Origin of the sequence: Cryobacterium sp. TMT1-3, from assembly GCF_004402315.1 — a bacterium.
Lineage (GTDB): Bacteria > Actinomycetota > Actinomycetes > Actinomycetales > Microbacteriaceae > Cryobacterium > Cryobacterium luteum.
Genome location: NZ_SOFW01000037.1, coordinates 36,727 through 60,376 on the forward strand (window position 1 = coordinate 36,727; position 23,650 = coordinate 60,376).

At 65.2% G+C, this 23,650-nt stretch carries 23 protein-coding genes; 8 read left to right on the forward strand and 15 right to left on the reverse strand.

Features of this window, described 5'->3' with window-relative positions:
- Positions 1 to 24 precede the first annotated feature (24 nt).
- From E3O25_RS12515 to xseA, 4 genes are read right to left on the reverse strand one after another with little or no spacing between them, the layout of a single operon-like run.
- Positions 25 to 675 carry a carbonic anhydrase gene (locus tag E3O25_RS12515; RefSeq protein WP_092108249.1) on the reverse strand — a complete coding sequence of 217 codons (651 nt, stop codon included), beginning with the start codon at positions 673 to 675 and terminating at the stop codon, positions 25 to 27.
- A complete protein-coding gene (locus E3O25_RS12520; RefSeq protein WP_092108251.1) occupies positions 672 to 1,325 on the reverse strand; it encodes a DUF4245 domain-containing protein in 654 nt (217 codons plus the stop codon). The genes E3O25_RS12515 and E3O25_RS12520 overlap by 4 nt, the downstream gene beginning before the upstream one ends.
- Positions 1,322 to 1,576 carry an exodeoxyribonuclease VII small subunit gene (locus tag E3O25_RS12525; protein ID WP_092108253.1) on the reverse strand — a complete coding sequence of 85 codons (255 nt, stop codon included), beginning with the start codon at positions 1,574 to 1,576 and terminating at the stop codon, positions 1,322 to 1,324. Before E3O25_RS12525 ends, E3O25_RS12520 begins: the two co-directional genes overlap by 4 nt.
- A gap of 5 nt (positions 1,577 to 1,581) precedes the next feature.
- Positions 1,582 to 2,823, reverse strand: coding sequence for an exodeoxyribonuclease VII large subunit (gene xseA / locus E3O25_RS12530; protein ID WP_134361298.1), 1,242 nt, complete (start codon positions 2,821 to 2,823; stop codon positions 1,582 to 1,584).
- 147 nt (positions 2,824 to 2,970) lie between these two features.
- Between xseA and E3O25_RS12535 the strand changes: the two genes are divergently transcribed.
- Positions 2,971 to 4,011, forward strand: a complete 1,041-nt coding sequence (locus tag E3O25_RS12535; RefSeq protein WP_092108625.1) for a 4-hydroxy-3-methylbut-2-enyl diphosphate reductase — start codon at positions 2,971 to 2,973, stop codon at positions 4,009 to 4,011.
- A gap of 36 nt (positions 4,012 to 4,047) precedes the next feature.
- Here E3O25_RS12535 and E3O25_RS12540 read toward each other — a convergent pair whose 3' ends face one another.
- Positions 4,048 to 4,638, reverse strand: coding sequence for a DUF6264 family protein (locus tag E3O25_RS12540; RefSeq protein ID WP_134361299.1), 591 nt, complete (start codon positions 4,636 to 4,638; stop codon positions 4,048 to 4,050).
- Between the two features lie 39 nt (positions 4,639 to 4,677).
- A complete protein-coding gene (fbaA, locus tag E3O25_RS12545) occupies positions 4,678 to 5,703 on the reverse strand; it encodes a class II fructose-bisphosphate aldolase (RefSeq protein WP_134361300.1) in 1,026 nt (341 codons plus the stop codon).
- A 208-nt stretch (positions 5,704 to 5,911) separates the two neighbouring features.
- Between fbaA and glpX the strand changes: the two genes are divergently transcribed.
- Positions 5,912 to 6,844, forward strand: coding sequence for a class II fructose-bisphosphatase (glpX, locus tag E3O25_RS12550; protein WP_092108627.1), 933 nt, complete (start codon positions 5,912 to 5,914; stop codon positions 6,842 to 6,844).
- A 100-nt stretch (positions 6,845 to 6,944) separates the two neighbouring features.
- On the opposite strand, the gene rmuC is transcribed toward glpX, so the two are convergent.
- Entirely contained in the window at positions 6,945 to 8,384 is a 1,440-nt protein-coding gene (gene rmuC / locus E3O25_RS12555; protein ID WP_092108262.1) for a DNA recombination protein RmuC, read from the reverse strand.
- A gap of 72 nt (positions 8,385 to 8,456) precedes the next feature.
- Entirely contained in the window at positions 8,457 to 9,071 is a 615-nt protein-coding gene (locus tag E3O25_RS12560; RefSeq protein ID WP_092108264.1) for an exonuclease domain-containing protein, read from the reverse strand.
- Positions 9,072 to 9,147: 76 nt separating this feature from the next.
- Between E3O25_RS12560 and ychF the strand changes: the two genes are divergently transcribed.
- The 5 genes from ychF to E3O25_RS12585 all read left to right on the forward strand — a co-directional run bounded on the left by ychF (position 9,148) and on the right by E3O25_RS12585 (position 12,826).
- Positions 9,148 to 10,221: a redox-regulated ATPase YchF gene (ychF, locus tag E3O25_RS12565; protein ID WP_092108266.1), complete on the forward strand. Its 1,074-nt coding sequence runs from the start codon at positions 9,148 to 9,150 to the stop codon at positions 10,219 to 10,221.
- A 200-nt stretch (positions 10,222 to 10,421) separates the two neighbouring features.
- Positions 10,422 to 11,096 carry an SDR family NAD(P)-dependent oxidoreductase gene (locus tag E3O25_RS12570; RefSeq protein ID WP_092108268.1) on the forward strand — a complete coding sequence of 225 codons (675 nt, stop codon included), beginning with the start codon at positions 10,422 to 10,424 and terminating at the stop codon, positions 11,094 to 11,096.
- Positions 11,097 to 11,192: 96 nt separating this feature from the next.
- Positions 11,193 to 11,411 (forward strand): DUF4177 domain-containing protein, encoded by a 219-nt coding sequence (locus E3O25_RS12575; protein WP_174721742.1) that lies wholly within the window; start codon positions 11,193 to 11,195, stop codon positions 11,409 to 11,411.
- A gap of 116 nt (positions 11,412 to 11,527) precedes the next feature.
- The gene (locus E3O25_RS12580) at positions 11,528 to 12,097 is read left to right on the forward strand and encodes an HhH-GPD-type base excision DNA repair protein (RefSeq protein ID WP_134361301.1); all 570 of its coding nucleotides are present in this window, start codon (positions 11,528 to 11,530) and stop codon (positions 12,095 to 12,097) included.
- Between the two features lie 9 nt (positions 12,098 to 12,106).
- Positions 12,107 to 12,826: a DUF2461 domain-containing protein gene (locus tag E3O25_RS12585; protein ID WP_134361302.1), complete on the forward strand. Its 720-nt coding sequence runs from the start codon at positions 12,107 to 12,109 to the stop codon at positions 12,824 to 12,826.
- Between the two features lie 75 nt (positions 12,827 to 12,901).
- Here the strand turns inward: E3O25_RS12585 and E3O25_RS12590 are convergent, their stop codons facing one another.
- From E3O25_RS12590 to E3O25_RS12610, 5 genes are all read right to left on the reverse strand, one after another.
- Positions 12,902 to 13,699, reverse strand: a complete 798-nt coding sequence (locus E3O25_RS12590; protein ID WP_092108629.1) for a hypothetical protein — start codon at positions 13,697 to 13,699, stop codon at positions 12,902 to 12,904.
- Between the two features lie 100 nt (positions 13,700 to 13,799).
- Positions 13,800 to 16,136, reverse strand: a complete 2,337-nt coding sequence (locus E3O25_RS12595) for a hydantoinase B/oxoprolinase family protein (RefSeq protein WP_092108276.1) — start codon at positions 16,134 to 16,136, stop codon at positions 13,800 to 13,802.
- A 52-nt stretch (positions 16,137 to 16,188) separates the two neighbouring features.
- Positions 16,189 to 18,315, reverse strand: a complete 2,127-nt coding sequence (locus E3O25_RS12600) for a hydantoinase/oxoprolinase family protein (RefSeq protein ID WP_092108278.1) — start codon at positions 18,313 to 18,315, stop codon at positions 16,189 to 16,191.
- Positions 18,316 to 18,317: 2 nt separating this feature from the next.
- Positions 18,318 to 18,785 carry an acetone carboxylase subunit gamma gene (locus E3O25_RS12605; RefSeq protein ID WP_092108280.1) on the reverse strand — a complete coding sequence of 156 codons (468 nt, stop codon included), beginning with the start codon at positions 18,783 to 18,785 and terminating at the stop codon, positions 18,318 to 18,320.
- A gap of 46 nt (positions 18,786 to 18,831) precedes the next feature.
- Entirely contained in the window at positions 18,832 to 20,688 is a 1,857-nt protein-coding gene (locus E3O25_RS12610; RefSeq protein ID WP_134361303.1) for a hydantoinase/oxoprolinase family protein, read from the reverse strand.
- Between the two features lie 167 nt (positions 20,689 to 20,855).
- Between E3O25_RS12610 and E3O25_RS12615 the strand changes: the two genes are divergently transcribed.
- Complete coding sequence (locus tag E3O25_RS12615) at positions 20,856 to 22,703, forward strand: sigma-54-dependent Fis family transcriptional regulator (RefSeq protein WP_134361304.1); 1,848 nt, start codon at positions 20,856 to 20,858, stop codon at positions 22,701 to 22,703.
- A gap of 24 nt (positions 22,704 to 22,727) precedes the next feature.
- Here the strand turns inward: E3O25_RS12615 and E3O25_RS12620 are convergent, their stop codons facing one another.
- On the reverse strand, positions 22,728 to 23,282 hold the full coding sequence (locus E3O25_RS12620) for a DUF4395 domain-containing protein (RefSeq protein ID WP_241983888.1): 555 nt from the start codon (positions 23,280 to 23,282) through the stop codon (positions 22,728 to 22,730).
- A gap of 4 nt (positions 23,283 to 23,286) precedes the next feature.
- Positions 23,287 to 23,643: a co-chaperone YbbN gene (locus tag E3O25_RS12625; protein WP_134361305.1), complete on the reverse strand. Its 357-nt coding sequence runs from the start codon at positions 23,641 to 23,643 to the stop codon at positions 23,287 to 23,289.
- Between the last annotated feature and the right edge of the window lie 7 nt (positions 23,644 to 23,650).

Consider the following 23,650-nt stretch of genomic DNA (forward strand, 5'->3'; position numbering starts at 1 on the left):
GCGCGATAAAAAAACTCCGTGGGTCTAGAGGAGACCCACTCGGATGTGAGGATCGGCGTGCCCTTCGCGAAGAACGTAGTTTGCACCGACGATAGCCAATGTACCTTCTGCGATGGCCGCGCTGATCACCTCGGACTGTTCGAGCAATTCGGTGACCGTGTCTTTGAGGTGTTCCCGGCCCACCTGACCGGCATCGATCGTGGTTGGCTCGACGAAAGCGGATGCCGGCTGCCCGCTCACGCGCCGCACCGCCGGGACGATCTTCTCGATCACGTGCGCGATATGAACGGGCAGGGCCGGGGCATCCGGGCTTTGCGAATCGATCGCGGCGCGCACCGCACCGCACTCGTCGTGGCCGAGCACCAGAATGAGCGGAACGTGCAGCACGGCTACGGCATATTCGAGCGAACCGAGTACGGATTCCGAGATGATCTGGCCGGCGTTGCGCACGACGAACAGGTCGCCGAGGCCCTGGTCGAAGATGATCTCGGCGGCGAGGCGGGAGTCGCTGCAGCCGAACAGTGCGGCGTGCGGGGTCTGCTGGCCGACGAGCTCGGCCCGCCGGTCGACATCCTCGCGGTGGCGGGGGGTGCCGGCGACGAAGCGCACGTTGCCTTCGCGCAGTTCGTTCCAGGCCTCGGCCGGCGATGGGGGAGTCGTCCAGGTGCGGTTCATTCGGCGGCGTTTTCTGTCACGTTGGCGGCCAGCGCGGTCGCGAGGGTCTCAAAGTCGCCGGTGGGTGCCGTGCCGATCAGCACGTAGGTGCTCGCGCCGGCGGTCGTGACCAAGGCGTAGTCGAAATTGCCTCGATCAGCCTCCGCCGCGCTGTTGCGGTAGACGTCCCAGGTGACGCCGGCGATGCTGGCAGTGTCGACGACGGGCGAGTCGGGGAGTTTTTGGGCGAGCCAGGTGGGGTTCGCATCAAAGGCCTGGCTCATACCGATGAACTGGTTGTCGGGGGTGAGCAGTCCGATGTACCAGGACGGCACCTGGCCGTTGGTTCCGGCCTGCCACTCGGCGATGTTGGCGCTCCACCCTTCGGGCAGCTCGGGGCTGGCGAGGGCATGGTCGACGACCGGTTGCAGTTGGGCGGCCACACTCGCATAGTCGATGTCGCGGGTGATCGGGTTGTCGTTGCGCGGAACCAGGAGAACGAGCACGAGTACGGCGCCCACCGTCACGAGCAGGGAGAGCACCAGGTTGTTCACCGTTTTGTGCGAGCGGTACTTGCGCGAGTTCTCGGCGAGTCGCTCGGCGGTCTCCTGCGGAGTCTCCGGCCGGCCCAGTTCGGCGACGACGCGCGGCGGCTTGGGGGCGCGGTTCATCTGGTGGTCGCGGAATCGTCGCTCGCGGGCGTCGTCGCTGCCAGACGGGCGGCATCGAGTCGGGCTTTCGCCCCGATCAGCCATTCTTCGCAGCGGTGGGCGAGGGCTTCGCCGCGCTCCCACAGCGCGAGCGACTGTTCCAGCGTGCTCGAACCCTGTTCGAGCTCGTTGACCACGCGGATGAGCTCATCGCGGGCCTGTTCGTAGCTGAGTTCACTGGTGTCTGCGGCAGGCGAGGTCATGGCATCCATTCTATTTAGGTCAGGGCGGTGGCGGGCACGGCGGCGGGCACGGCAGCGTTCGCGGTGGCGGGTACCGTGCCGCTGGCCAGGGTGAGTAGCAGCTCGGTGCCGGCCGGGGCGTCGCCGGCGCTGCGCAGCACCTGCCCGCCGGGCAGCTGGGCGATCGCGTAGCCACGATCGAGGGTGCCCTGCGGCGACAGCGCGCGCAGCTGGGAGCGCAGTTCCACCACGGCGGACCCGGCGCGCTCGAGAACGCGCCCGGTCAGTTCGGCGCCGCGAGCCACATAACGGGTGAGGTCTTCACTGCGGGAGTCGATGATCCAGCGCGGGTCGACGAGCGCCGGTCGGCTGCGCAGCTGCGAGATCCGGTCGATCTCCGATGAGAGGATGCCGGTGAGCCGGCTGCTCAGGCGTGCCCGCGCCTGCTGCACCCGGTTCAGTTCGTCGCTGACGTCGGGAACGACGCGCTTGGCGGCATCCGTCGGGGTGGAGGCTCGCAGATCGGCCACCTCGTCGAGCAGGGGGCGGTCGGCCTCGTGCCCGATCGCGCTCACCAGCGGCGTGACGCAGGCGGCTGCGGCGCGCACAAGACCCTCATCGCTGAAGGTCAGCAGGTTCTGAAAGTCGCCGCCGCCGCGGGCGACGATGATCACATCGACCTCCGGGTCGGCGTCGAGCCTCTGGATCGCGCTGGTCACCTCACCGACGGCGCGATCGCCCTGCACCGCAGCGTGCGCAACCCGAAAGTTCACGGCCGGCCAGCGCAGCTGGGCGTTGCGAATGACATCTTTCTCAGCGTCGGAGTCCTTGCCGGTGACGAGTCCGATGCAGTGCGGTAAAAACGGCAGCCGCTTCTTGCGGGAGGCGTCGAACAGGCCCTCGCTCGCGAGCTGCTTGCGCAGCCGTTCGAGCCGTTCGAGCAGATCACCGAGCCCCACATGCCGCATCTCGAAGGCTTGCATGGTGAGCGTGCCGCCCTTGACCCAGAAGTTGGGCTTGACCAGCGCGACGACGCGGTCACCGGCCTTGAAATCGTTGCCGAGCTTGGCGCGCACCGACGACCAGATCGTGAAGCTCACGGTGGCGTCTTCAGAAAGGTCTTTGAGCTTGCCGTAGACGTTGCCGCCGCTCGCGCCCCATTGGGTGATCTCACCCTCGACCCACACCATGCCGAGACGTTCGATATAGCCGCGGATTTTATTGGAGAGCAGGGCGACCGGCCACGGTGTTTCGACGGTGGCGGGGGCATCCGTCATGCGGTGGTCCTGGTGTTGCTGCTGATCGTGGCGCTGGCGTGGGGCACAGGCGGGTCCTCCCAGAGTTCTTCGGTCGTGCGTGCGTAGACTGAAGCGGTGAACACCAGCATGCACACCCAAACTAAGCCGACCGCTATCGGCCTGGGTATGCCGCGCATTCCCAGCGCTCGCAACAGGCTTAAGGATACCCCCGTGGTCGGACACAAGCGGGTGCTGCTCGCCGCCCCGCGCGGTTACTGCGCCGGAGTCGACCGAGCGGTCATCGCCGTTGAGAAGGCGTTGGAGCACTATGGCGCCCCGGTCTACGTGCGCAAGCAGATCGTGCACAACATCCACGTGGTCTCTGAGCTCGAGAATCTCGGCGCCATCTTCGTCGACGAGGTTGACGAGGTGCCGCACGGCGCGCACATTGTCTTCAGCGCCCACGGCGTCTCCCCGGCCGTCGTCAACGCCGCAGCCGAGCGTGGACTGCAGGCCATTGACGCGACCTGCCCGCTCGTGACCAAGGTGCACCGCGAAGCCGTGCGCTTCGCCCGTGACGATTTTCAGATTCTGCTGATCGGCCATGAAGGCCATGAAGAGGTGGAGGGCACCGCCGGGGAAGCTCCGGAGCACACCACCCTGGTCGGCAGCCCCGACGAAGCCGACACCGTCGTGGTACGCGATCCCGACCGCGTGGTCTGGCTGTCGCAGACCACGCTCAGCGTCGACGAGACCATGGAGACCGTGCGTCGGCTGCGGGCGCGGTTCCCCAATCTGCAGGATCCGCCGAGCGACGACATCTGCTACGCCACCCAGAACCGCCAGGTGGCCATCAAGAAGGTCGCTCGCGACTCCGACCTGGTGATCGTGGTCGGTTCCGCCAACTCGTCCAACTCGGTGCGCCTGGTCGAGGTCGCCTTGGAATACGGCGCGAAGGCGGCGTATCGCGTCGACTTCGCGAGCGAGGTGAAACAGGAATGGCTCGACAACGCGACGACCGTCGGGGTGACGAGCGGGGCATCCGTTCCCGAAGAACTCGTCGACGAATTGCTCGAAGCTCTCGCCGACGCCGGCTACAGCGATGTGGAACAGGTCAAGACCGCCGAAGAAGATCTGATCTTTTCGTTGCCCAAGGAGCTGCGAAAAGACCTTTCCGGTGAAACGGATGCCCGCGCATTCGGCGGGCGCGCCGCCGCCGCTGAATAGACGGGCGAGTAGAAGCCCAAGTCGCCGGCGCGGCCGTTACTGGCGGCTGAGGAACTCGATCAGGGTCGGGTCGTTGAGCATTGCGGCGAGCATGAACGCGAACAGTGCCACGATCGACACCGCTCCGCCGATAATGGGCAGGTAGAAGGCTCGGCGGTGTTGCAACAGCAAGCGCACTGATACCGCGGTGGTAGCCAGCCAGACGAACACAACGAGAATAGCCCCCGCCGTTGTCAGTGTTCCGATGCCGGCCGCCGGCGTATACGTCCCGAGGTTCTGCTGCGTGTAGATCAGCTGCATAGCGTCGGGGAGCGCCCCGAGCGAAAACGCGCCGTACAGGGTGACGAGAAGCCCGAAGGTCAGCAATCCGATCGTTAGCGGCCGGTCCCAGCCGGGCGCGGTGCGTTGGCCGGTTCGCCTCGACGGTGGCGGCGTCGCCGGGAAGGCCGGATGGTTCCTGAGGGGTGGTGTACCCGCTCCCGCCCCGGCGGTGGGGGAGGGAGCGGGTGCAGCCCGGTCTTCGTCCTGCGGCGGTTGCCAGGTCCAGCCTTCAGGGGCGAGTTCGCCGTACTGTGGGCGTGGGCGCGGGTCTTTCGCGGGGGGAACGGAGTCCGGCTTCTCGGTCATAATTCAACTACTGTCATTGCTCTAACTGTTGTCGTTGCGCTAACTGTTCGAGCGCCCGGCGGAACCGAGCTGGCGGGTGGAATCGACGACGCGGGCGGCCATGGCCGACTCGGCCACCTTGCCCCAGGCGCGCGGGTCGTAGACCTTCTTGTTGCCGACTTCGCCGTCGACCTTGATCACGCTGTCGTAGTTCTTGAGCATGTAGTCGGCGATGGACCGGGTGAAGGCGTACTGGGTGTCGGTGTCGATGTTCATCTTGACGACGCCGTTGGCGACGGCTTCAGCGATTTCGGCGTCGGTCGAGCCGGAACCGCCGTGGAAGACCAGGTCGAGCGGCAGCGCAGCGAGCCCGAATTTGGCCGAGAGCCCGGTCTGAATCTCCCTGAGCAGTTCCGGGCGCAGCTTCACGTTGCCGGGCTTATAGACGCCGTGCACGTTGCCGAAGGTGAGAGCGGCCATGTAGCGGCCCTGCTCGCCGAGGCCGAGGGCCTCGACCATTTTGATCGCGTCGTCGAGGGTCGTGTAGAGATTCTCGTTCACGTCGGCCTGTACGCCGTCTTCTTCGCCGCCGACGGCGCCGATCTCAACTTCGAGAATGGCGTTGATCGCGCGGGTGCGCTTCAGAATGTCGGTGGCGATCTCCAGGTTCCTGTCCAGCGCGATGGCCGAACCGTCCCACATGTGCGACTGGAAGATGGGGTGGCCGCCATCGGCCACCGCCGACTCGGAGGCTTCGATGAGCGGAATCACGAAGTCACCCAGTGCGCCCTCCGGGCAGTGATCGGTGTGCAGTGCCACGGTGATCGGGTAGTTGTCGGCGACGGAGTGCGCGAACCGGGCGAAGGCGAGTGCGCCGGACGCCCGGTTTTTCACCGTGTGGCCAGCGAAGTAGTCGGCGCCGCCGGTGGTGACCTGGATGATGCCGTCGGATCCGGCTTCGGTGAGGCCCTGGAGAACGGCATTGATGCTCTGCGACGATGACACGTTGAACGCCGGGTAGGCGAACCCGCCCGTCTTCGCTTTGTCGAGCATGGCGGCGTACTGGTCGGGGGTTGCGATGGGCATTGCTTCTCCTCGAGAGTGTGCGGGGGTGTGACCCGAGTCTAGCCAAGCCCGCCTCGGTGCGGTCGGTCGCGATAAGGTGACTCGGGCGGACAATCCGCGCGACCCGCCGCGCATCCGTCGTATTCGAAGTCGAACTAACGTCCGGGAGGACCTTTTGAACAGCACCGAGACCGCCACTCTCTTTCAACACCCCGACCGTAACCTCGCCATGGAGCTCGTGCGTGCCACCGAGGCCGCCGCCATCCGCGCCGTGCCCTTCATCGGCCGCGGCGACAAGAACGCCGCAGACAAAGCCGCCGTCGACGCCATGCGCGCCTTCCTCGGCACCGTCAATTTCGACGGCCTCATCGTTATCGGTGAGGGCGAAAAAGATGAAGCCCCCATGCTCTTCAACGGTGAGCACGTCGGCAACGGCCGCGGCCCGGCCTGCGATATCGCCGTGGACCCCATCGACGGAACCAGCCTCACGGCCGCCGGCCGCCAGAACGCCGTCTCGGTCATCGCCGTCTCGGATCGCGGCACCATGCTCGACGCCTCCTCGATCTTCTACATGGACAAGATCGTCACCGGTGCGGCCGGGCGCGGCGTCGTCAGCCTCGACCAGTCGATCGCCGACAACATTCGCGACCTGGCTCAGGCCATGAAGAAGCCGATCGGTGAAATGACCATCGCCGTACTCGACCGCCCGCGCCACGCCGGCCTGATCGATGCGATTCGCAGCGCCGGCGCCGGAACCCGCCTCATGCTCGACGGTGACGTGGCCGGCGGCATCAACGCCGCCCGTTACGAGACCCGCATCGACATGTGCGTCGGTATCGGCGGAAGCCCGGAAGGCATCACCACGGCCTGCGCCCTCAAAGCGCTCGGCGGTTACATGCAGGGACGCCTCGCCCCCAAGGACGACGCGGAACGTGCCCGCGGCGTCGCGGCCGGCCTCGACATCGACAAGCTGCTCGAGATCGACGACATGGTCAGCGGCGACAACACCTTCTTCGTGGCAACCGGCGTCACCGATGGCGGACTCGTCGACGGTGTGCGTCGCAAGGGTCCGATGATCCGCACCGAGAGCATCGTTCTGCGTTCGCGTTCGGGCACGGCACGTCGGGTCATCGCGGAGCACCTCGCCGAGAAGTGGCTGTAAGCGCTACTTCCCCGGTGTAACCGAAACTGCACGTCCCGGTCTGTTCGTTCATGCTCGGGGCGTGCAGTTGTTGGTTTGCACCTCTGACGTCGTGGTCGCCCTACACGTGGACCTCGTAATCAGATTCGTCGACATCAGCGAGACGCCGGTTGATCACGCTGTGCCTCGCCTCATTCAACTCGGCACCGTTCAGCTCAACGTCGTCCTGTCGAACGGGCAGGTCCAGCTCGTCGGAAACGGATGCCGGCGCCTCCAGCTCGGGCGCGGTCAGCTTGCGCGGGGAATCGTGGATGATCGCCGGTTCGGTGAGCAGCCCGATCTTGGTCTGATCGATCCCGGGAAACTGCCGGGCGGTCACGAGTACCCGGGACTCCAACGAGTTGGCGAACTTGTTGTAGCTGTCCACCGTGCGCTCGAGTGCTTTGCGCAACGATTCGGCGTGCCCGCTCAGCGCACCGAGCCGCTGGTACAGGGCATTGCCGAGGTCGAACAGCTTCTGCGCCTCGTCGGTGACCGCCTGCTGCTGCCAGGTGAACGCCACCGTCTTGAGCACCGCCCACAGGTTCACCGGCGATGCCAGAGCCACCCGCTTGCTGAACGAGTAGTCGAGAATCGACGGATCGGCTTCGAGCGCCGCCGACAGCAGCGACTCGCTCGGGATGAACGCGATCACGAACTCCGGGCTCGCATCGAAGCCTTCCCAGTAGGTCTTCTTGGCGAGCGCATCGATGTGGGCGCGCACGGCCTTCACATGCTTGTCGATCAGCAACTTGCGGCGTGCGCCCTCCTCGCCGGTGGCGGTATAGGGAATGGTGCTCGCTTCGATGTAGTGCTCGAGCGGCACCTTGGCGTCGATTGCGATCGACTTGTTGCCGGGCAGGCGCACGACCATGTCGGGGCGGCCGAGGCCGGCATCCGTTGTGATGTTGGTCTGGGTGTTGAAGTCAACATACTGAGCGAGGCCGGCCGCTTCGACCACGCGCCGCAACTGGGTCTCACCCCAGACGCCGCGGGTGCTGTTGGAGCGCAGCGCGCTCGCGAGCGACTCGGTGGTCACCCGAAGTTGCTGATCGGAGATCTGTGCCTGCTTGAGCTGCTCAGACAGCGAGCCGTACTGTTCGCTGCGCTGCGTCTCGAGCTCGGTGACCTTCTCCTGCATGGTGCGCAGGGTCTCCCGCACCGGGCTGAGTGCTTCTAACACGAGGTGTTCCCGCTTCTCCCGCTCGGACTGCAGCTGCTGGTCGGAGCGCTGCCGTTCAACTGTTTCGCGCGCCGTGGCGCGGTCGTGGTCGATCTGGGCGGTGAGGCCATCGACCGTTGCGAGGGCAGCCGACAATTCGCTCTGCAGGGCCGCCCGCACGGTTGCCTCGCTCGCCCGGGCCTCGGCGAGAGCAACCTGGTGACGTGCCTCCACCACGGCCGGGTCGAGGGCCCCCTCGGCGGCACCCTCGGTGCGACGACGTTGCAGCAGCATGGCCGACAGGGCGCCCACAGCGGCACCGACGATCAGACCGACAATCAAACTCAGCAGTGGATCCATGCATTAAGTCTGCCAGCGCCCACCGACATTACCGGAATGACACTCGGACCAGCCGAATTGCTGAACAAGAAGCTAGTTGAGCGCCATCGGCCCGTGTGTCGACGCGTGCTCCTGGGTGGCGACCGGCCCGATCACGCCCACCTTGACCCGGGTCACGTGGGCGAGCTGCTCGAGCGTGTCGGCCTCGTGACGTGCGGCCGCGTGAATCATGATGGCCGCGCAGGCCTCGGCGTCAGCGAGCGCGTTGTGGTGCGAGAAGTCTTCAAAGCCCGCCGCCATGGCTGCGACCGGTAGTCGATACGACTCCAGGTGGTAGGTGCGGCGGGCCACCTGCAAGCTGCAGATGTAGCGAAAGTCGGGCACCGGCTGGCCCGTTACGAGCGACGCCGTCTTGATCACGCCGAGGTCGAAACCGGCGTTGTGGGCGACCAGATAATCGTCACCGACGAAGGCGACCAGCTCGGGAAGCTGCTGCGCCCAGGTGGCCGCACCCACGACATCCGCTGCGATGATGCCGTGGATGCGGGTGTTCCATTCCGAGAAGGCATCGTGGCCGGGCGGCGGCTGAATGAGCCAGTAGGCCGAGTCGACGACCACGCCGTCACGCACTTTCACCAGGCCGACCGAGCACGCCGAGGCGCCCGAGGAGTTGGCGGTTTCGAAGTCGATCGCGGTGAAGTTCAGCACATCTTATGGTCTCACGGGCCACCGACACGAGACGCCGACACGGCCTGCGGCGGCGCGGCCGGTAGAATAATCTCTCGTGGCTCTTACTATTGCAATCGTCGGACTCCCCAATGTGGGCAAGTCCACCCTCTTCAACGCCCTGACCAAGAACAACGTGCTCGCAGCGAACTACCCGTTCGCAACGATTGAGCCCAACGTTGGAATCGTGAACCTGCCCGATTCGCGCCTGGCCGACCTCGCAACCATCTACGGCAGTAAGGCCCTGCTGCCGGCCCCAGTGTCGTTCGTCGACATCGCCGGCATCGTGCGGGGCGCGAGCGAGGGAGAGGGGCTCGGCAACAAGTTCCTCGCCAACATTCGCGAAGCGGATGCCATCGCCCAGGTCATTCGCGGATTCGCCGACCCCGACGTGGTGCACGTGGACGGCAAGGTCAACCCGGCCGGCGACATGGAAACCATCAACACCGAACTGATCCTCGCCGACCTGCAGACCCTCGAGAAGGCTGTGCTGCGCTTCGAGAAAGAGGTCAAGGGCCGCAAGCTGCCCGCGATCGTGCTGGAGACCGCGCTCAAGGCGCAGGCCATTCTCGACGGCGGCCAGCCGCTGTCGTCGGCCACGCTCGATATCGAGCCGATTCGTGAGCTCGGCCTGCTCACCGCGAAGCCGTTCATCTACGTCTTCAACGTCGACGAGGCGGTGCTGCAGGACCAGGCCAAGCTCGACACCCTCGCTGCGCTCGTCGCTCCGGCGAACGCCGTGTTCCTCGACGCCAAGCTCGAGAGTGAGTTGAGCGAACTCGACGCCGAAGACGCCGCGGAGATGCTCGCCTCGACCGGTCAGGCCGAGAGCGGTCTCGACCAGCTCGCCCGCATCGGCTTCGACACCCTCGGCCTGCAGACGTACCTCACGGCCGGCCCGAAGGAGTGCCGCGCCTGGACCATCCACAAGGGGTGGACCGCACCGCAGGCCGCCGGAGTCATCCACACCGACTTCCAGAAGGGCTTCATCAAGGCCGAGATCTTCTCCTTCGACGACCTTATGGAAGCCGGATCGATCGCCGAGGCCCGCTCCAAGGGCAAGGCCCGCATCGAGGGCAAAGAGTATGTCATGCAGGACGGCGACGTGGTCGAGTTCCGCTTCAACGTCTAGCGTTATTGACGCGATGCGTTATGCACTGATCGTGTGATCAGGTCATTCGGTACCACAGGCACTGCAAAGATCTGGCACGAGCAGTATGTCAAGGGTGTCATGGGGTGAACTGGCCGATTCGCCGTCGAGTTCAGGTTCAACGTCTAGGCTCGAGCTCGCCTCATGCATCACCACAGCATCATCGACAGAAGGAGCCTACCGTGCCCGTCATTGCCATCATCGGAGCCGGACCAGGACTCGGCGCAGCCGTTGCACGCCGGTTCGGGCGCGAAGGCTTCTCCATCGCCCTGATCGCCAGGAACCAGTCGAAACTAGACGTCATGGCAGCCGAGCTCACCGCTGTCGGCTTCACCGCCAGTGCGTACGCTGCGGATGTCCGCACGCCGGCGTCGCTCGAAGCTGCCCTTGCGCGTGCCGCGGCCGAGCTCGGGCCCATCACCGCACTGCAGTACAGCCCACTTCCGTCCCGTGAGTATCTGAAACCGGTGCTCGACCTGACTCCGGAGCTGGCCCTGGAGGCCCTGCAATTCTCGGCCCTTGGGCTCATCCACGCGGTGCGTGCGGTGCTCCCGACGATGCGGCAGGCGGGTAGCGGCAGCATCATCATGATCAACGGCGGCACCTCCGTGAAGGCCCGCGCTGGATTCGCCGGGACCTCGATCGCCTTCCCCGCCGAGAGCGCCTACGGCGAGATGCTCCACGATGCCCTCGAGGACGAGGGCATCCGGGTCAACCAACTGGTGATTCCCGGCGGCATCCCCCAGCTTCAGTTGCCCAACGGCATCGACGACGTCGCTGATCGCATCTGGGCCCTCCACGCCAGTGCCGGTCCGTTCCGCACCATGCTTATCCCCCTCGAGGACGGACGGGAGTAGGGCACGCAGAAGTATCACACGCATCTGAACCTGACCGGGGCCTGTATTATCCCTGATAACACTCCGATTTGCGGAGTCGTGAAAGGTGAAGTGCAGATGGCCGCAAATGGAATGTACGTCGTGCTCCAGATCGTGCTCAAAGAGAAATTTTTGGGTACGGGCTCCGGAAATCTCACGGAGTTGGAGGACTCAATCAACAAGCAGGCTGCGCTCGGCTATCGACTGCACACCATTACAACCGCGGCGGCGGGCAGTAAGGGTTTCGGCGGCGGCGACCGTATCCAGGCGACGCTGGTGTTCGAACGGATCGTGTAGCGTTCGCCGCTCGGGTAAGAGCGAATCTGAAGGCAGGGCGCCCTTGCTGCACGTCAGAGGCGCGCCCCTTCGGCCGGTTTGAAACGCTGACGCCGGCGCAGTGCCACAATGGGCGCATGACCACACTGCACCTCACCGGCGATGCCGCTGCCGACGCCCTTCTCAGCGAGAACCCGTTCGCCCTGCTCGTGGGCATGCTGCTCGACCAGCAGATTGCCATGGAGACCGCCTTCGCCGGCCCGGCCAAGATTCGTGACCGCATCGGCGCCCTCGTCCCTGCCATGATCGCCGACTACGAAGCGGATGCCTTCATCGACGTGTTCCGCCAGTCGCCGGCCGTGCACCGGTTTCCGGGCTCCATGGCCAAACGCGTGCAGGAGGTCGCCGCGGTCATCGTGAGCGACTGGAACGGCGACACGGCGTCGATCTGGACCGCCGACAATCCCACCGGCGCCGAGATCCTCCGACGGCTCAAAGCCCTGCCCGGGTTCGGCGAGCAGAAGGCGAAGATCTTTCTCGCACTCCTCGGCAAACGGTTCGGGGTCGACGCCGACGGCTGGCGCGAAGCATCCGCACCCTACGGCGAAGACGGTGCCTACCGGTCGGTGGCCGACATCGTCGATCCCGAATCGCTGACTCGGGTGCGCGCGACCAAGCGGGCCGCAAAGGCAGCCGCGAAGGCGTAGTCTCGCGTGGTGGGCCCTCATTTTAGCGAACAGACATTCGACTTTCTCGACGAACTCGAGCATCGCAACGAACGCGAATGGTTCCAGGAACACAAACCGGTCTACGAAGTCGAGTTGAAGGAGCGGATGCTCGCCGTCATCGAAGTGCTCAACCTGGCGCTGGGCGAATTCGCCGCTGACTGCGTGCGCCCACCGAACAAGTCCATGATGCGCATCTACCGTGACGTACGGTTTTCCAACGACAAATCACCGTACAAGACTCATCTGGCCGCGCACTGGCCGCCCCGCGGGCTGGAGAAGGCGGGCGGAGCCGGATACTTTCTCCAGGTGGGCGTGCACGGCGTCATGCTGGCCGGCGGCGCTTATAGTCCGCAACCGCCGCAGCTGCGCGCCATCCGTGACTATGTGCTGGACCACCACCTGAAGCTGCGCTCCCTGCTCGCCACGCCCGCCCTCACGACGATGGCGCAGCCGTTCGGCGGTAACAAGCTCATCCGCCCGCCGCGCGGATTTCCGGTCGAGCATCCGGCGGCCGACCTGCTGCTGAACCGCAGCTGGGCGCTGGTCGCCCACCTGCCCGGCGATGTGGCGCTCGATGAGAATTTCACCGACCTGGTCATCGAGCGGTTTCGGGCGTTCGCGCCGGTCGTTGATTTTCTCAACATTCCGCTGGCCACCGCCACCCCGCTCGAGCAGGAGACCGCGACGGGCCGGCGACGCTTGGCCTGAAACCGGCAGAGCGGATGCCGCGGGCCGCGATATCTCGCGACCGGCGGCATCCGCTTGAGAGCAGCGCCGTGATGCTCAGATCAGCGCCGTGATGCGGCTCAGGACCTGCTCCGGAACCGCCTGGTGCGGCACCTCGCCCACCAGAAAATCGCCCTCCGGCAGCGGGTCGGCGTCGGTCGACCAGAAGTCCGTTCCGATCACCGCCCCGCGCAGCGCGCTGCCGTGCAGCTCGACCCGATCGTCGTGCCGCTGGCCGAGCGCCCACCGGTAGTGGTCGGTCACGTTGGCGATCGGCGAGTACGTCGACAGCGGCACCGGCTCAAGAACGGGGCCGCGGTCATCGAGCAGAACCGCGATCAACGGAAGCGCGGCGAATCCGCGCAGCCAGTCAGCGACATACATCGAAGCGTTCTCGGCATTATCGGCGTCGAGCGCCAGGACGTCGTCCGACCCTGAAAACGGATGCGTGCGCGCCAGCCACTGCATCGGTGACGGAATCTGCAGAACGACCGGCACCCGCTGGGTTTGACTGAACACCGTAGCCAGTTCGACGACGGATGCCGTCGTCTCCGCATCGTTCAGCAGGGTGCGCAGTGCATAGCCGGTGCGGGATTTCGCGCCCATGGCGGACTGCAACGCCGGATCGGCGGCGACCCGCTGGGCGTAGTACCGGTCGAGGCTGAGCAGCGCCAGGTCAGACCCCAGCACGCCCTGAACCTGGCCGAAGAAATTCGCGTAGGCCATCGGCTCCTGCCACGGCACCGGCTTGCCCTGCAGAAAGACGGTTTGGGCATAGTCATGGCTGTCGAGCACCACCGCTCGGCGGCGGCCCGAGGTTGGCTCAGCGAGGAGGTCAGTCAGCGAAAGTGTCACGGTGTCTCCCATCAATCAAGCAATCAGTGAATCACGTCGTTCGAGCAGCGGCTGCGGGGCCGTAAGGAGACGGCCCCGCAGCCGGGTCAGCGGGTGTTGATCAGGATTTGTGCTCGACCACCTCGCCGTATTTCTCCTCGAGTTCCCGCACACGGGCCTCGAGCTTGCTGATCTTGAGCACCCGACGATCGGGAACCATGATCAGCGGAAGGTCCTCGAGCCTGCCCTTGACCCGTTCCGGCTCGAGTCCGCCCCAGTGGGTGGCGATGAGGTTCTCGTCGTCGTCCTGACCCCACGACCCGAAGTACAGCAGGTCGGCCGGCGGCTCTTCCTTCACGAAGTTCTTCACGAACTCCTTGTAGGGCGTGCCGCGGGAGATGCGGTCGCGGCGCATCTGCGCCCGCAACGCCACCGTCTGATCCTCGTGCACCACGTAGGTACCGGGTTCCCAGACCACGCCGTACATGGTCGAGGCGGTGTGGGCGCTGATCCGGTCGAGTTCGAGGTCGGTCACCACGAGCTCGGGGTCGCGTTCGAGCACATCGCCGTAACCACCACCGGCTCCCTGGGCGATCATGTAGAGCTCGCCCTCCTTCGCCACGTCGAACTGCAGGCCCATGTGCGCCGACTGATAGTCGCCGCCCTCAAACGGCTGCTCGTTCATCACTCGTTCCATCGACAGGTTGAACTGGGAGGGATCCTTCTGGATGATGTCGTAGATGTTGACGTTCTTCACCATCGCGAGCGGGTACACCGGGCAGCCGTAACCGCCGAACATGCCCGGCACCGACGAGAACTTCGACCCGCTCGTGACGGTCATGAAGCCCCAGCTGGGGGTGCCGCGAGAGGCGACGATCATCTCGTACCCCATGCCGCCGCGAAACTTGCCGAAGCCCTGGTTGTCGCGCACCAGACGCTTGCTGACGAGCTGGAGGAAGGGGACTTCTTCTTCCATCACTTCCTGCTCGCCGATGTCGGCCATGGCGCAGAACAGCGGGGCCACCGCGTCTTCACCATCACGGAACGCCTTCGCGCCGCCGCCCATGCCGTTCAGGTCGGCGCACAGGTTGCCGACCTGCTCGCCGTTCTGTGTGGTGCCGCCCCAGAGAAAGTCGTTGATCTGGTTGAACCAGGGTGCGACGACGTTGGAGTATTTCTGCGGTGACGAGAACTGCATCTTGGCAAAGGCGGTCTGCAGGGCCGAGAAACCGCGGAAGGAAGCCTGCAGCGACTGACCCACGGGAGCGTCGTAACCGGCATCCGCCCAGCTGTGTTCTTCGGTGATGACCTCGATCGGTGACAGGGCTCCGGTCGAGCGGGGCAGGTCGGGCCACCAGTACGACAAAATGGCCTGCGCCATGAACGACTTGGTCGAGGCGAGGGGGGAGTTGATGGCGCGGTTGAGAATCTCCGGGCCGGTGCCGGTGAGATCCACGATCATGCGTTCGCCCTTGATGGTGATCTTGCAGGCGAACTTGATCAGGATGTTCTCTTTGAGGGTCGAGTCGACGAACTGGTTGAAGGTCACGGTGCCGTCGGGCAGTTCGCCGATGCGGCGACGCACCTCGGTCTCGACGTCTTCCACGGTGACCCGCAGCGAGGCGACGAACGTCTCCTGCCCGACCTCGTCGATCAGCCGGTCGACGGTGTCCATGATGCGCTTGACGGCACCCATCTTCACCTTGATGTCGGCGAGCATGAGCTTCGGGTCACGCGTGGAGTGCTGCAGAAAAGTCAGCAGGTCGCGGCGCAGGTGACCCCTCTCCACAATCTTGATCGGCGAGGCCCGCAGGCCGTCGTCGAACGGGGTCTCGGAGCCGCTGGGCATACCGCCGGGTTCGCAGGCGCCGTTCTCACCCTCGTGAATGGTCGCACCGACCCAGGCGATGATGATACCGCCGCGAATGACCGGCACCAGCATGGACTGGTCGGTGTTGTGCACCATGCCGAAGCGCGAGTCGTTGTGGAAGAAACCGTCACCCTCGTTGATGCCGACGGTGGGTTCGTCCTTCCAGTTCTTCATGATGTAACGGATGGGGTGGTGCAGCACCGCGGAGAAGGCGATCACGCCTCGGTTGGAGAGGTAGGTGACGTCGCCCTCGGCCGTGTAGACGGCGCAGGACAGGTCGGCCCACTTGGCGCCGGGCGCCGCGCCCATGCTCTCGCACATCTCGAAGGCCTCGTCGAGGGCGCCGGCCAGGCGCTTACGGATACGGTCGATCTCGAGTGGGTCGATGCCCTGCGCGATGCATTCCTCCTCGTAGGCGGTGCGCGGCATGATCTCGTGGTGGCGCATGATGGCCGGGTCAGGTCCGAGGAAGAGGGTCGTCTCGTCCATGAATTTGTCGACCCACTGCTGTTCCTGGTCGGTCAATAGCTGGGTTGCGTCGTCGTCGTTTCCGCTGGTGGGCACGAACTCGTCGGTTGTCAGTGTCATGGTGCTCAAGCTCCTTTGCTTATGCGAGGTGTTACGGGGATGAGGGAAGCGGTCAGTCGCTGAGTAGCCATACGGCACCCTGCACGGTCGGTTCCAGGCGCCAGCCCGGCTCAACCAGATAGGTGGTGTTCTCGGTCGTGACGATTGCCGGCCCGTGAATCACGTACTCATGTTTGAGCGCCTCGGCGTCGTAGACGGGGGTGTCTACCGCTCCGGTTATGCTCGTGAAGTGCACCGAGCGGTGGGAGACCGGAGCCGGCTTGGTCTTCTCGCCGCCGATCTTGATCGACTCGAACTGGATGACCTCACCCTCGATGTAGGACGCAACCCGAATCGTCTGCACCCGGATGCCCGCCTCCGGTGCCTGCGTTCCCTCGCCATAGCGCTCGCCGAAGATCTCGGAGAAAGTCTTGATCAGGTGCAGCACGTCGGCGACCCCGTTGACCCGGTTGATGTCGAACGCGACGGCCGTCGTGACGAGCTGGTTGCCGTAGCGCATGTCCATTTCGAGGCGGTAGCGAACATCCGCTCGGTCGTAGCCCTGGCGCACGAGGTCTTCGGCGCCCTTCGCTTCGAGTTCCTCGATGTAGCCGTTGAGCGCGTCGTACTGGTTGTACAGGCTTCGTTTGATCGCTTCGTAGAGCACGACGTAGGCGCTGCGCTCGTGAATGTGCAGCGGTCGCATGTTGCCGGCGCCGAGCGCTGAGAACACCGACGCGAACGGCGGGAACAGAATGCGGCTGATGCCGGCGCTCGCCGCGATGCCGCAGGCGTGCAGCGGGCCGTTACCGCCGTAAGCGAGCATCGTGTAATCCTCGATCAGGCCGCCGCGCGAGCGCAGCTCCTTCTCGATGCCGATCGCCATCTGCTCGTCGACGGTCTTCTTGATCACCTTGGCCACCTCGACGGCGTCGAGGTCGAGCTCATCGCTGAGCGTCTCGTCGATGACGTAGATCGAACGCTTCTTATTGAGCTTGATGTGCCCGTTGGCATAGTTGTCGGGGTCGAGGTAGCCGAGCACGAGGTCGGCATCGGTCACGGTCGGGCGCAGCCCGCCACGGTCGTAGCACGCCGGGCCCGGATCGCTGCCCGCCGATTCCGGCCCGATCTGGATGGCGTGGTGGATGCGGTTGTAGGCGGCGATCGAGCCGCCGCCCGCGCCGAGGGTGTTGAGGTGGATCATCGGGGCAGAGACCATCCAGCGCCCAATGGTGGGCTGGAAGTCGTAGTGTCGCACCCCGCCCTCCGGTACCAGGCCGATATCGAAGGAGGTGCCGCCCATGTCCATCGACACGACGTCGCCGAGCCCGGTCGATTCCGACAGGTGCTGGGCCGCGCCGACGCCGGCGATTGGTCCGGAGTGAATCGTCTGCAGGGCATCCGTTGAGTTGGGCTGCGCCATGCCGCCCGAGTTGTGGATGACGAGCATCGGCTTCTCATACCCGGAATCGCGCAGGTTGTTGGAGAGCTGGTTGAGCGCGTGAAACATGGTCTGGTGCAGAAAAGCGTCGACGATGGTGGCCATCGCCCGCACATATTCGCCCTTGCGACCCGACACCTGGCTGCTGAGCAGTACCGGAATTGACCCGAGCTCGTGCGTCGGGTACTCGTCGAGGATGATCTCGAGAATACGATCCTCGTGCACCGAGTTCTCGGTGGCGTTGGTCAGCGCAATGACGATGGCCTCGGCGCCGTTGTCGACGAGTTCACGCACCTGGGTGCGCACATCGTCGTACATGAGCGGCACGAGAACCTCACCGACCGAGTCGATGCGTTCCTTGACCGAGCGGATGAGCCGGCGCGGCACGAGCGGGTCGGGCCGCTGGGCGTCGGGCATGTCGCCCTGCTTGACCCCGTCGAGTCCTTCACCGTAGCCACGGCCGCGGGAGAGCGGGATGGTGTCTTCGAAGCCGTGCGTGACGATCGCGGCGACTCGCGGCCCCTTGCCCTCGATCAGGGCGTTGGTGCCGAGCGTGGTCGCGTAGCGCACCGAGTCGACTTCTTTGAGCGCCGTTTCCCGGCTGATGCCGGCCCGCTCGCACGCCCGGTCGAGCGCTTCGTTGAAACCGAGGGCGAGATTGTGGTGGGTGGTGAGTGCCTTCGACTCGATGTACACGTCATCCCAGACGAAGAAGCAGTCGCTGAATGTGCCGCCGATGTCTACGGAAATTCGTTTCACGGTCAGTGCCCTTCGGTGTGGTCGGCGTGCGAGTGGGAGTGGGAATGTGCGGATACGGAATCAAACCGAGCGCTGAGGTCGGTCTCGGCGTTCTCGCCGGGACCGTAGTTGACGACCTCTTCGGGGTTGCCGCCGTGGGCTTCCCATTTTTCGCGCAGCGAGTCGATGTCCCAGAGCATGTCGACGGTCGGCGGATGTCCCGGCGGCAGGTATTCCGCTTCAATCTGCGTGCCGCAGGTGGGGCAGTAGAACTCCAGAATGCGGCAGAAGGTCGGGTCGGGGGAGAAGGTGAACTCGTACTTCTCCGGGTCGATCACCGGTGGATGGATCTCCCGCGGGTCCCGGTCGTAGACCAGGGTTCCTTCTTTGTAGTTGCCGCGGGCGTCACCGAAGTCGTGGGCGCAGACGCGGCAGATCCAGCGTTCGGTGTCGAGGTCGATCAGCAGGTATTCGGTCATGGGAACGCGCATTTTGTTTGTACCTTCCTGGGGAAACAAAGTGGGTCGAGGTTCGGGGTCAGTGCGTGTCGGTGAGCTGCAGGTCGCCGGCGGTGGAGACCGTGAGAGTCCAGCCGAGCGGCACTCGCGCGGTGAAGAATGGGCCCTCGACGATGGCCGGGCCGGCTGCGGTGGCACCCGGCTTCTGGTCGTCGAGCTGGTAGACGGCCACGCTGTCGATCTGTGTGGGAGCCGAACGCACCTGCCGCGTTCCGGCGGCCACTGCGGCGCTCGCCGCTGCCGGTGCTCCGTTGGCAATGGTCGGGTGCGGCAGCCGGTAGGTGGCCTTGAGGGCGAGAATCTCCTCGCCGTTTTCGACCAAAGTCGACCAGTCGAGTTCGCACTCGCTCAGGTCGTGCCCTTCCTGGAACATGTCCTTGCCGGCATCCGCTTGCATGGCGGTGCGTACCGCCGTGATTTCTGCGGGCGAGAAACCGGTGACGCTGGTTTCATACGATTGGGCGATGTCCGAGAAGCTGATGCCGTACGCCGAGAACACCGCGGCGAGGCGCGGCACGAGCACCCGGTTCACCCCGGCGATGCGGGCGGCGCTGCAGGCGTTCATCGGTCCGCCGCCACCGAACGCCGCGACCGTGGTGTCGCCGGTCGGGCTTAGGAGGTCGGCGAAGGAGCGCGCCAGGTGGCTGGAATAGCTGGCCTCCATGCGAATCAGCGCTTCCTCGAGGGTGATTCCGAGCGGGTCGGCAACGGTCTTCATGATGACCGCGCGAGAACGCCCGGCATCGAGGGCCATCTCACCGTTGAGATAGGTGGTCGGGTCGAGAACGCCGAGCAGCAGGTTGACGTCTGTGATGGTCGCCGAGGTGCCGCCGAAACCGAAGCAGGCCGGCCCGGGCGCGGCACCGACGCTGTCCGGTCCAACGGTGATCTCGCCGTTGTGCACGGCGATGATCGAGCTGCCGCCCACTCCGGTGGAACGCACGTCACTCATCTCATAGGAGATGTCGACGCCCTGGATCGATCCGCGCCGGTCGACGGCGATCGCCTTGTTGGAGACGGCGCCGACATCCGTTGTGGTGCCGCCGACATCGATCATGAGCACGTTGTCGAGACCATAGGCCTCGGCGAGAGCGCGTGTGCCCTCGAGTCCGCCGCGGGGTCCGGAGGAGTAAGTCTTGAGCGCGACCGACTTGGCGACGCGCGAGGAGGCACCGTCGTTGCGGTAGATCAACAGCGGGTTCTTCACCTTGTAGGCGCGCAGCCGGTGTTCGGCGCTGTACAGAAAACGCTCGACCGTGGGGTGCAGGAAGGAGTTGAGAATGCCGGACCAGACCTGACGCGGCCGCGACGTGTCGGCGGCGAACTCACGGGAGAACAGGATCGGTACCGAGCCGAGCAGGTGCCGGGGAAAGTTCTTGAGCATGGTGCGCTTGAACAGGTGCTCGCGTTCCGAACTCAGGCCGGCGACGACGAGACGTTCGGCACCGGCGGTGGTCAGCCGGTTGATCTCGGCGACGAGCTGCTGGGAGAGTTCCTCCGGGGTGCCGTCGGCCGAGATGATCCCGATACGGCCACCGATCAGGTCCGTGAACAGCGCCGCCGTCTCGTCCGAGGTTCCGAGCGCCTCTGGCAGGGCGGGATCGTCGGTGATCAGCCCGATCAGCGGGCCCTTGCGCTGCACCAGTGCGTTGGTGCCCTGGGTAGATGAATAGCGGATGTGCTGGGTCGAGTGCAGCAGGTCGGCCAGGTTGGCCTCACCGTAGATCTGCGCCGACGCCTTCGTCATGGCGTCGAAGAGACACTGGGACAGGTCGACCGGGGTGGTCAGGGTCTTGGTGAACGTGAAATCGGTGCCGCTGGCGACGACAATGTCGGTGAGTGTTCCACCATTGTCAATGTTGATCAATCGTTCCATGAGCGCTCCTTTGCGATGCAGTTGTGAGTGATCGACGCTCCCGGAAGAGCCTCTCCAGTAAGAGTGACCCCGCACCCGCACCGTGGCGTGTCCCAGATTGGGACACTGCACGGCTGGCGCTCGCGGGTCGCAGAGGGCATGCTTGCAGAGTCCACAAGGGAGTAGATATGCACAGAGTCGCTGATCGGCGAATCAAGATTGCCGCTGCTCGCGCCGATTTTCTGCGCTTCGGCCACGCCGAGACCCAATCTGTTCCCGGCCTGGTGGCGGCCTCCTGGCAGCGATCCTTCTCGGCCGGCGTCGATGCCGTCTCATCTCAGGCGGCATTCCACAGCGACCTGGATCTCACCGGTCGGCTGATGCGCTGCTCCGAACCGGTCATTGCCCGGCTGAGCGACGAGATGGCCCAGATGCCGCTGTCGATCGTGCTGACCGACTATCGGGCGAGAATTCTGAGTCGGTCAGAGACCGACAAGACGATCGGAACCCTGCTCGACGAGGTGTCGTTGGCCCCGGGATTCAATTATGCCGAGGCGAGTGTCGGCACCAACGGCATCGGCACCGTTCTCGAGTCCGGCCAGCCGCTGTACATCGTGGGTCCCGAGCATTTTCTGGAGCACCTGCAGCCGTTCGCCTGCGCTGGCAGTCCCATTCGTGACCCGCTCACCGGGCGGGTGGAGGGTGTGCTCGACATCAGCTGTCTGAGCGAGGATGCCAGCCCGCTCATGCATTCCCTGGTGCGGTCGGCCGCCCACGAGATTGAGCGCAACCTGCTCGTTGATCGCAGCCAGCGGCAGCAGGCCCTGTTCGAGGCGTACGTGCGGGTGGATGCCCGCACCCGCGGCGCCGTCATGGCGATCGGCGGCACGGTCGTGATGGGCAACGCCGTCGCGCAGAGCCTGTTCGCCCCCGATGAACAGTGGACCATTCATGAGCACGCCCGCTACCTGATGATCTCGCCGGGGCAGCCGATCGACCAGATCGAGCTCTCGTCCGGCAAGATCGTGCAGATTCGTGGCAAACGGGTCGTGGTCGGCCCCGACGTCGCCGGTATCGTCGTCGTCGTCGACATCAAGTCTGAGCCGGTGCTCGTGACGGGGCAGGAACGGCCGGCCGCCGCCGATTTGACCGTCACGCAGCCGATCCCGGCCGCTGCGGAATCGGCAATCCTCAGCGACGCCTCGTCGCTCCTCGGTAAACGGGCCTCGAGCAGCCTGGTCGCGGCGTTTGACGTCGGCGCCGCCCTGCTCGTTCTGGGCGAAGCCGGCGGCGGCAAAGTATCGCTCCTGGCCGAGCTGTATCGTCACGTCGTGCCCGCTGGCCGCACCGTCGTGCACTGTGCCGACGACGTGAATGATCACGGTCTGGGCAATCAGCTCCAGGACGAGCGGTCGACGGCGTCGATTCAGCCCACGCTCTATGTCTTTCGCAATATCGATCGGCTCACCCCGGCAGCGGTCGCCGAACTCGATGCCTTCCTCCGTGAGCGCGCAACGAGCGGCCGGCCGCGGGACGGGGTCGCCGTCACAGTGTCGCAACCCGACCTTCATGCAGATCTGCTTGCGGCTCGGCCCTACACGAGGCTGCTGCACCACTTCGAAACCTCAGTTACCGTCGCACCGCTGCGCCATCGCATCGACGACCTGCCCGATATCGTCACCCGGGTGCTCGCACGGCGGGCTGGCCTCCGCCCCGCCACCGTGAGCGCGGGAGCGATGCGGGTGATTTCCCGGTATCCCTGGCCCGGCAACATCCGCCAGCTTGAACAAGCCCTCGACACCGCCCTGCTCACCCGACCAGTCGGCGCGATTCAAGCCGAAGACCTGCCCGCGTACTGCCATGGCGGCGCCCCGCGGCTTCTGTCGGCGCTGGAAGCGGGGGAACGGGACCTCATCGTCGGTGCGCTGCACAAAGCCGAAGGCAACCGGATGCGCGCGGCCGAGTCCCTGGGGATCGCCCGCTCGTCCCTCTACCGCAAGCTCAAAAGCTTCGGCATTACGGTCACGGAGTCGTAGGCGGAACCGACGGCATCCGCTCGTTTAGGGTCGCGGTACGACCGCTGCCTTGCGAGCACGCGGCGGCGGCGTGTAGTTGCAGGTGTCGCCGGGGCACAGCGTCGGTTTCGTCCTGGAGAAAACACGGGAGAGTTCGCAGCCCACGCAGATACCGAAGGCGGTCTCCAGAAAGAGCAGGGTGAGGCATACGCTGCACAGGGCGAGGGTGACCAGCGGGTCGAGGCCCAGCAATCCCATGGCCAGGCACGACACGAAGGCCATTCCGAGCCCGAGACCCCAGGCGAGCTTCTTCGGTTCGGCACTGACCCATTCCGGCCGTTGGCGGCGTACCAGGAGGGAGGCCAGCATCAGGCTCGGGGTATACCGGGCGCTCACGAACAAGCGCAGCATCATGTCGACCATAAACAGTAATCCGAAGGCGCGCAGTGGCTGGAAGTAGCCGGTGAGCGCTGCGGTCATGAACGCGATGATGCCGAGCAGAAAGAGCAGACCGGCGGCGGCGCGAATCGCACGCTCGTTGAAGACGGGAATGTCGATGCCGTCCACGAGCTCGCCGAAGATTGGGTTCTGGGCTGCCATCGCGTCAGCGGGCAGCCATGCTCGCCCGCACCTCGGCCATGTCGAGGGCCTGCACGCCACGGATCACGTCGTCCAGGCCCGCGGCGTTGAGAGCCCCGGGCTGCGAGAACACCAGTATTTTGTCGCGAAAGGCCATCAGGGTCGGAATGGAGCGGATGCCCGCGGCCGACGCGAGCGCCTGCTCGGCCTCGGTGTCCACCTTGGCGAAGATGACCTCGGGGTACTTCACCGATGCTGCAGTGAAGGTCGGGGCGAAATTGCGGCACGGGCCGCACCATCCGGCCCAGAAATCGACGAGCACGATGGCATTGTCGGTGATGGTCGCGTCGAACGTTTTCTCGGTGATGTCTATGGTGGCCATGGTGTGA

What these genes read in the sequence shown, in the direction of transcription:
- E3O25_RS12515 (WP_092108249.1), bottom strand. Translation starts at nt 675, where the DNA reads ATGAACCGCACCTGGACGACTCCCCCATCGCCGGCCGAGGCCTGGAAC.
- E3O25_RS12520 (WP_092108251.1), bottom strand. Translation starts at nt 1,325, where the DNA reads ATGAACCGCGCCCCCAAGCCGCCGCGCGTCGTCGCCGAACTGGGCCGG.
- E3O25_RS12525 (WP_092108253.1), bottom strand. Translation starts at nt 1,576, where the DNA reads ATGGATGCCATGACCTCGCCTGCCGCAGACACCAGTGAACTCAGCTAC.
- xseA (WP_134361298.1), bottom strand. Translation starts at nt 2,823, where the DNA reads ATGACGGATGCCCCCGCCACCGTCGAAACACCGTGGCCGGTCGCCCTG.
- E3O25_RS12535 (WP_092108625.1), top strand. Translation starts at nt 2,971, where the DNA reads ATGCCGCGCATTCCCAGCGCTCGCAACAGGCTTAAGGATACCCCCGTG.
- E3O25_RS12540 (WP_134361299.1), bottom strand. Translation starts at nt 4,638, where the DNA reads ATGACCGAGAAGCCGGACTCCGTTCCCCCCGCGAAAGACCCGCGCCCA.
- fbaA (WP_134361300.1), bottom strand. Translation starts at nt 5,703, where the DNA reads ATGCCCATCGCAACCCCCGACCAGTACGCCGCCATGCTCGACAAAGCG.
- glpX (WP_092108627.1), top strand. Translation starts at nt 5,912, where the DNA reads ATGGAGCTCGTGCGTGCCACCGAGGCCGCCGCCATCCGCGCCGTGCCC.
- rmuC (WP_092108262.1), bottom strand. Translation starts at nt 8,384, where the DNA reads ATGGATCCACTGCTGAGTTTGATTGTCGGTCTGATCGTCGGTGCCGCT.
- E3O25_RS12575 (WP_174721742.1), top strand. Translation starts at nt 11,193, where the DNA reads ATGGCCGCAAATGGAATGTACGTCGTGCTCCAGATCGTGCTCAAAGAG.
- E3O25_RS12580 (WP_134361301.1), top strand. Translation starts at nt 11,528, where the DNA reads ATGACCACACTGCACCTCACCGGCGATGCCGCTGCCGACGCCCTTCTC.
- E3O25_RS12595 (WP_092108276.1), bottom strand. Translation starts at nt 16,136, where the DNA reads ATGACACTGACAACCGACGAGTTCGTGCCCACCAGCGGAAACGACGAC.
- E3O25_RS12605 (WP_092108280.1), bottom strand. Translation starts at nt 18,785, where the DNA reads ATGCGCGTTCCCATGACCGAATACCTGCTGATCGACCTCGACACCGAA.
- E3O25_RS12610 (WP_134361303.1), bottom strand. Translation starts at nt 20,688, where the DNA reads ATGGAACGATTGATCAACATTGACAATGGTGGAACACTCACCGACATT.
- E3O25_RS12615 (WP_134361304.1), top strand. Translation starts at nt 20,856, where the DNA reads ATGCACAGAGTCGCTGATCGGCGAATCAAGATTGCCGCTGCTCGCGCC.
- E3O25_RS12620 (WP_241983888.1), bottom strand. Translation starts at nt 23,282, where the DNA reads ATGGCAGCCCAGAACCCAATCTTCGGCGAGCTCGTGGACGGCATCGAC.
- E3O25_RS12625 (WP_134361305.1), bottom strand. Translation starts at nt 23,643, where the DNA reads ATGGCCACCATAGACATCACCGAGAAAACGTTCGACGCGACCATCACC.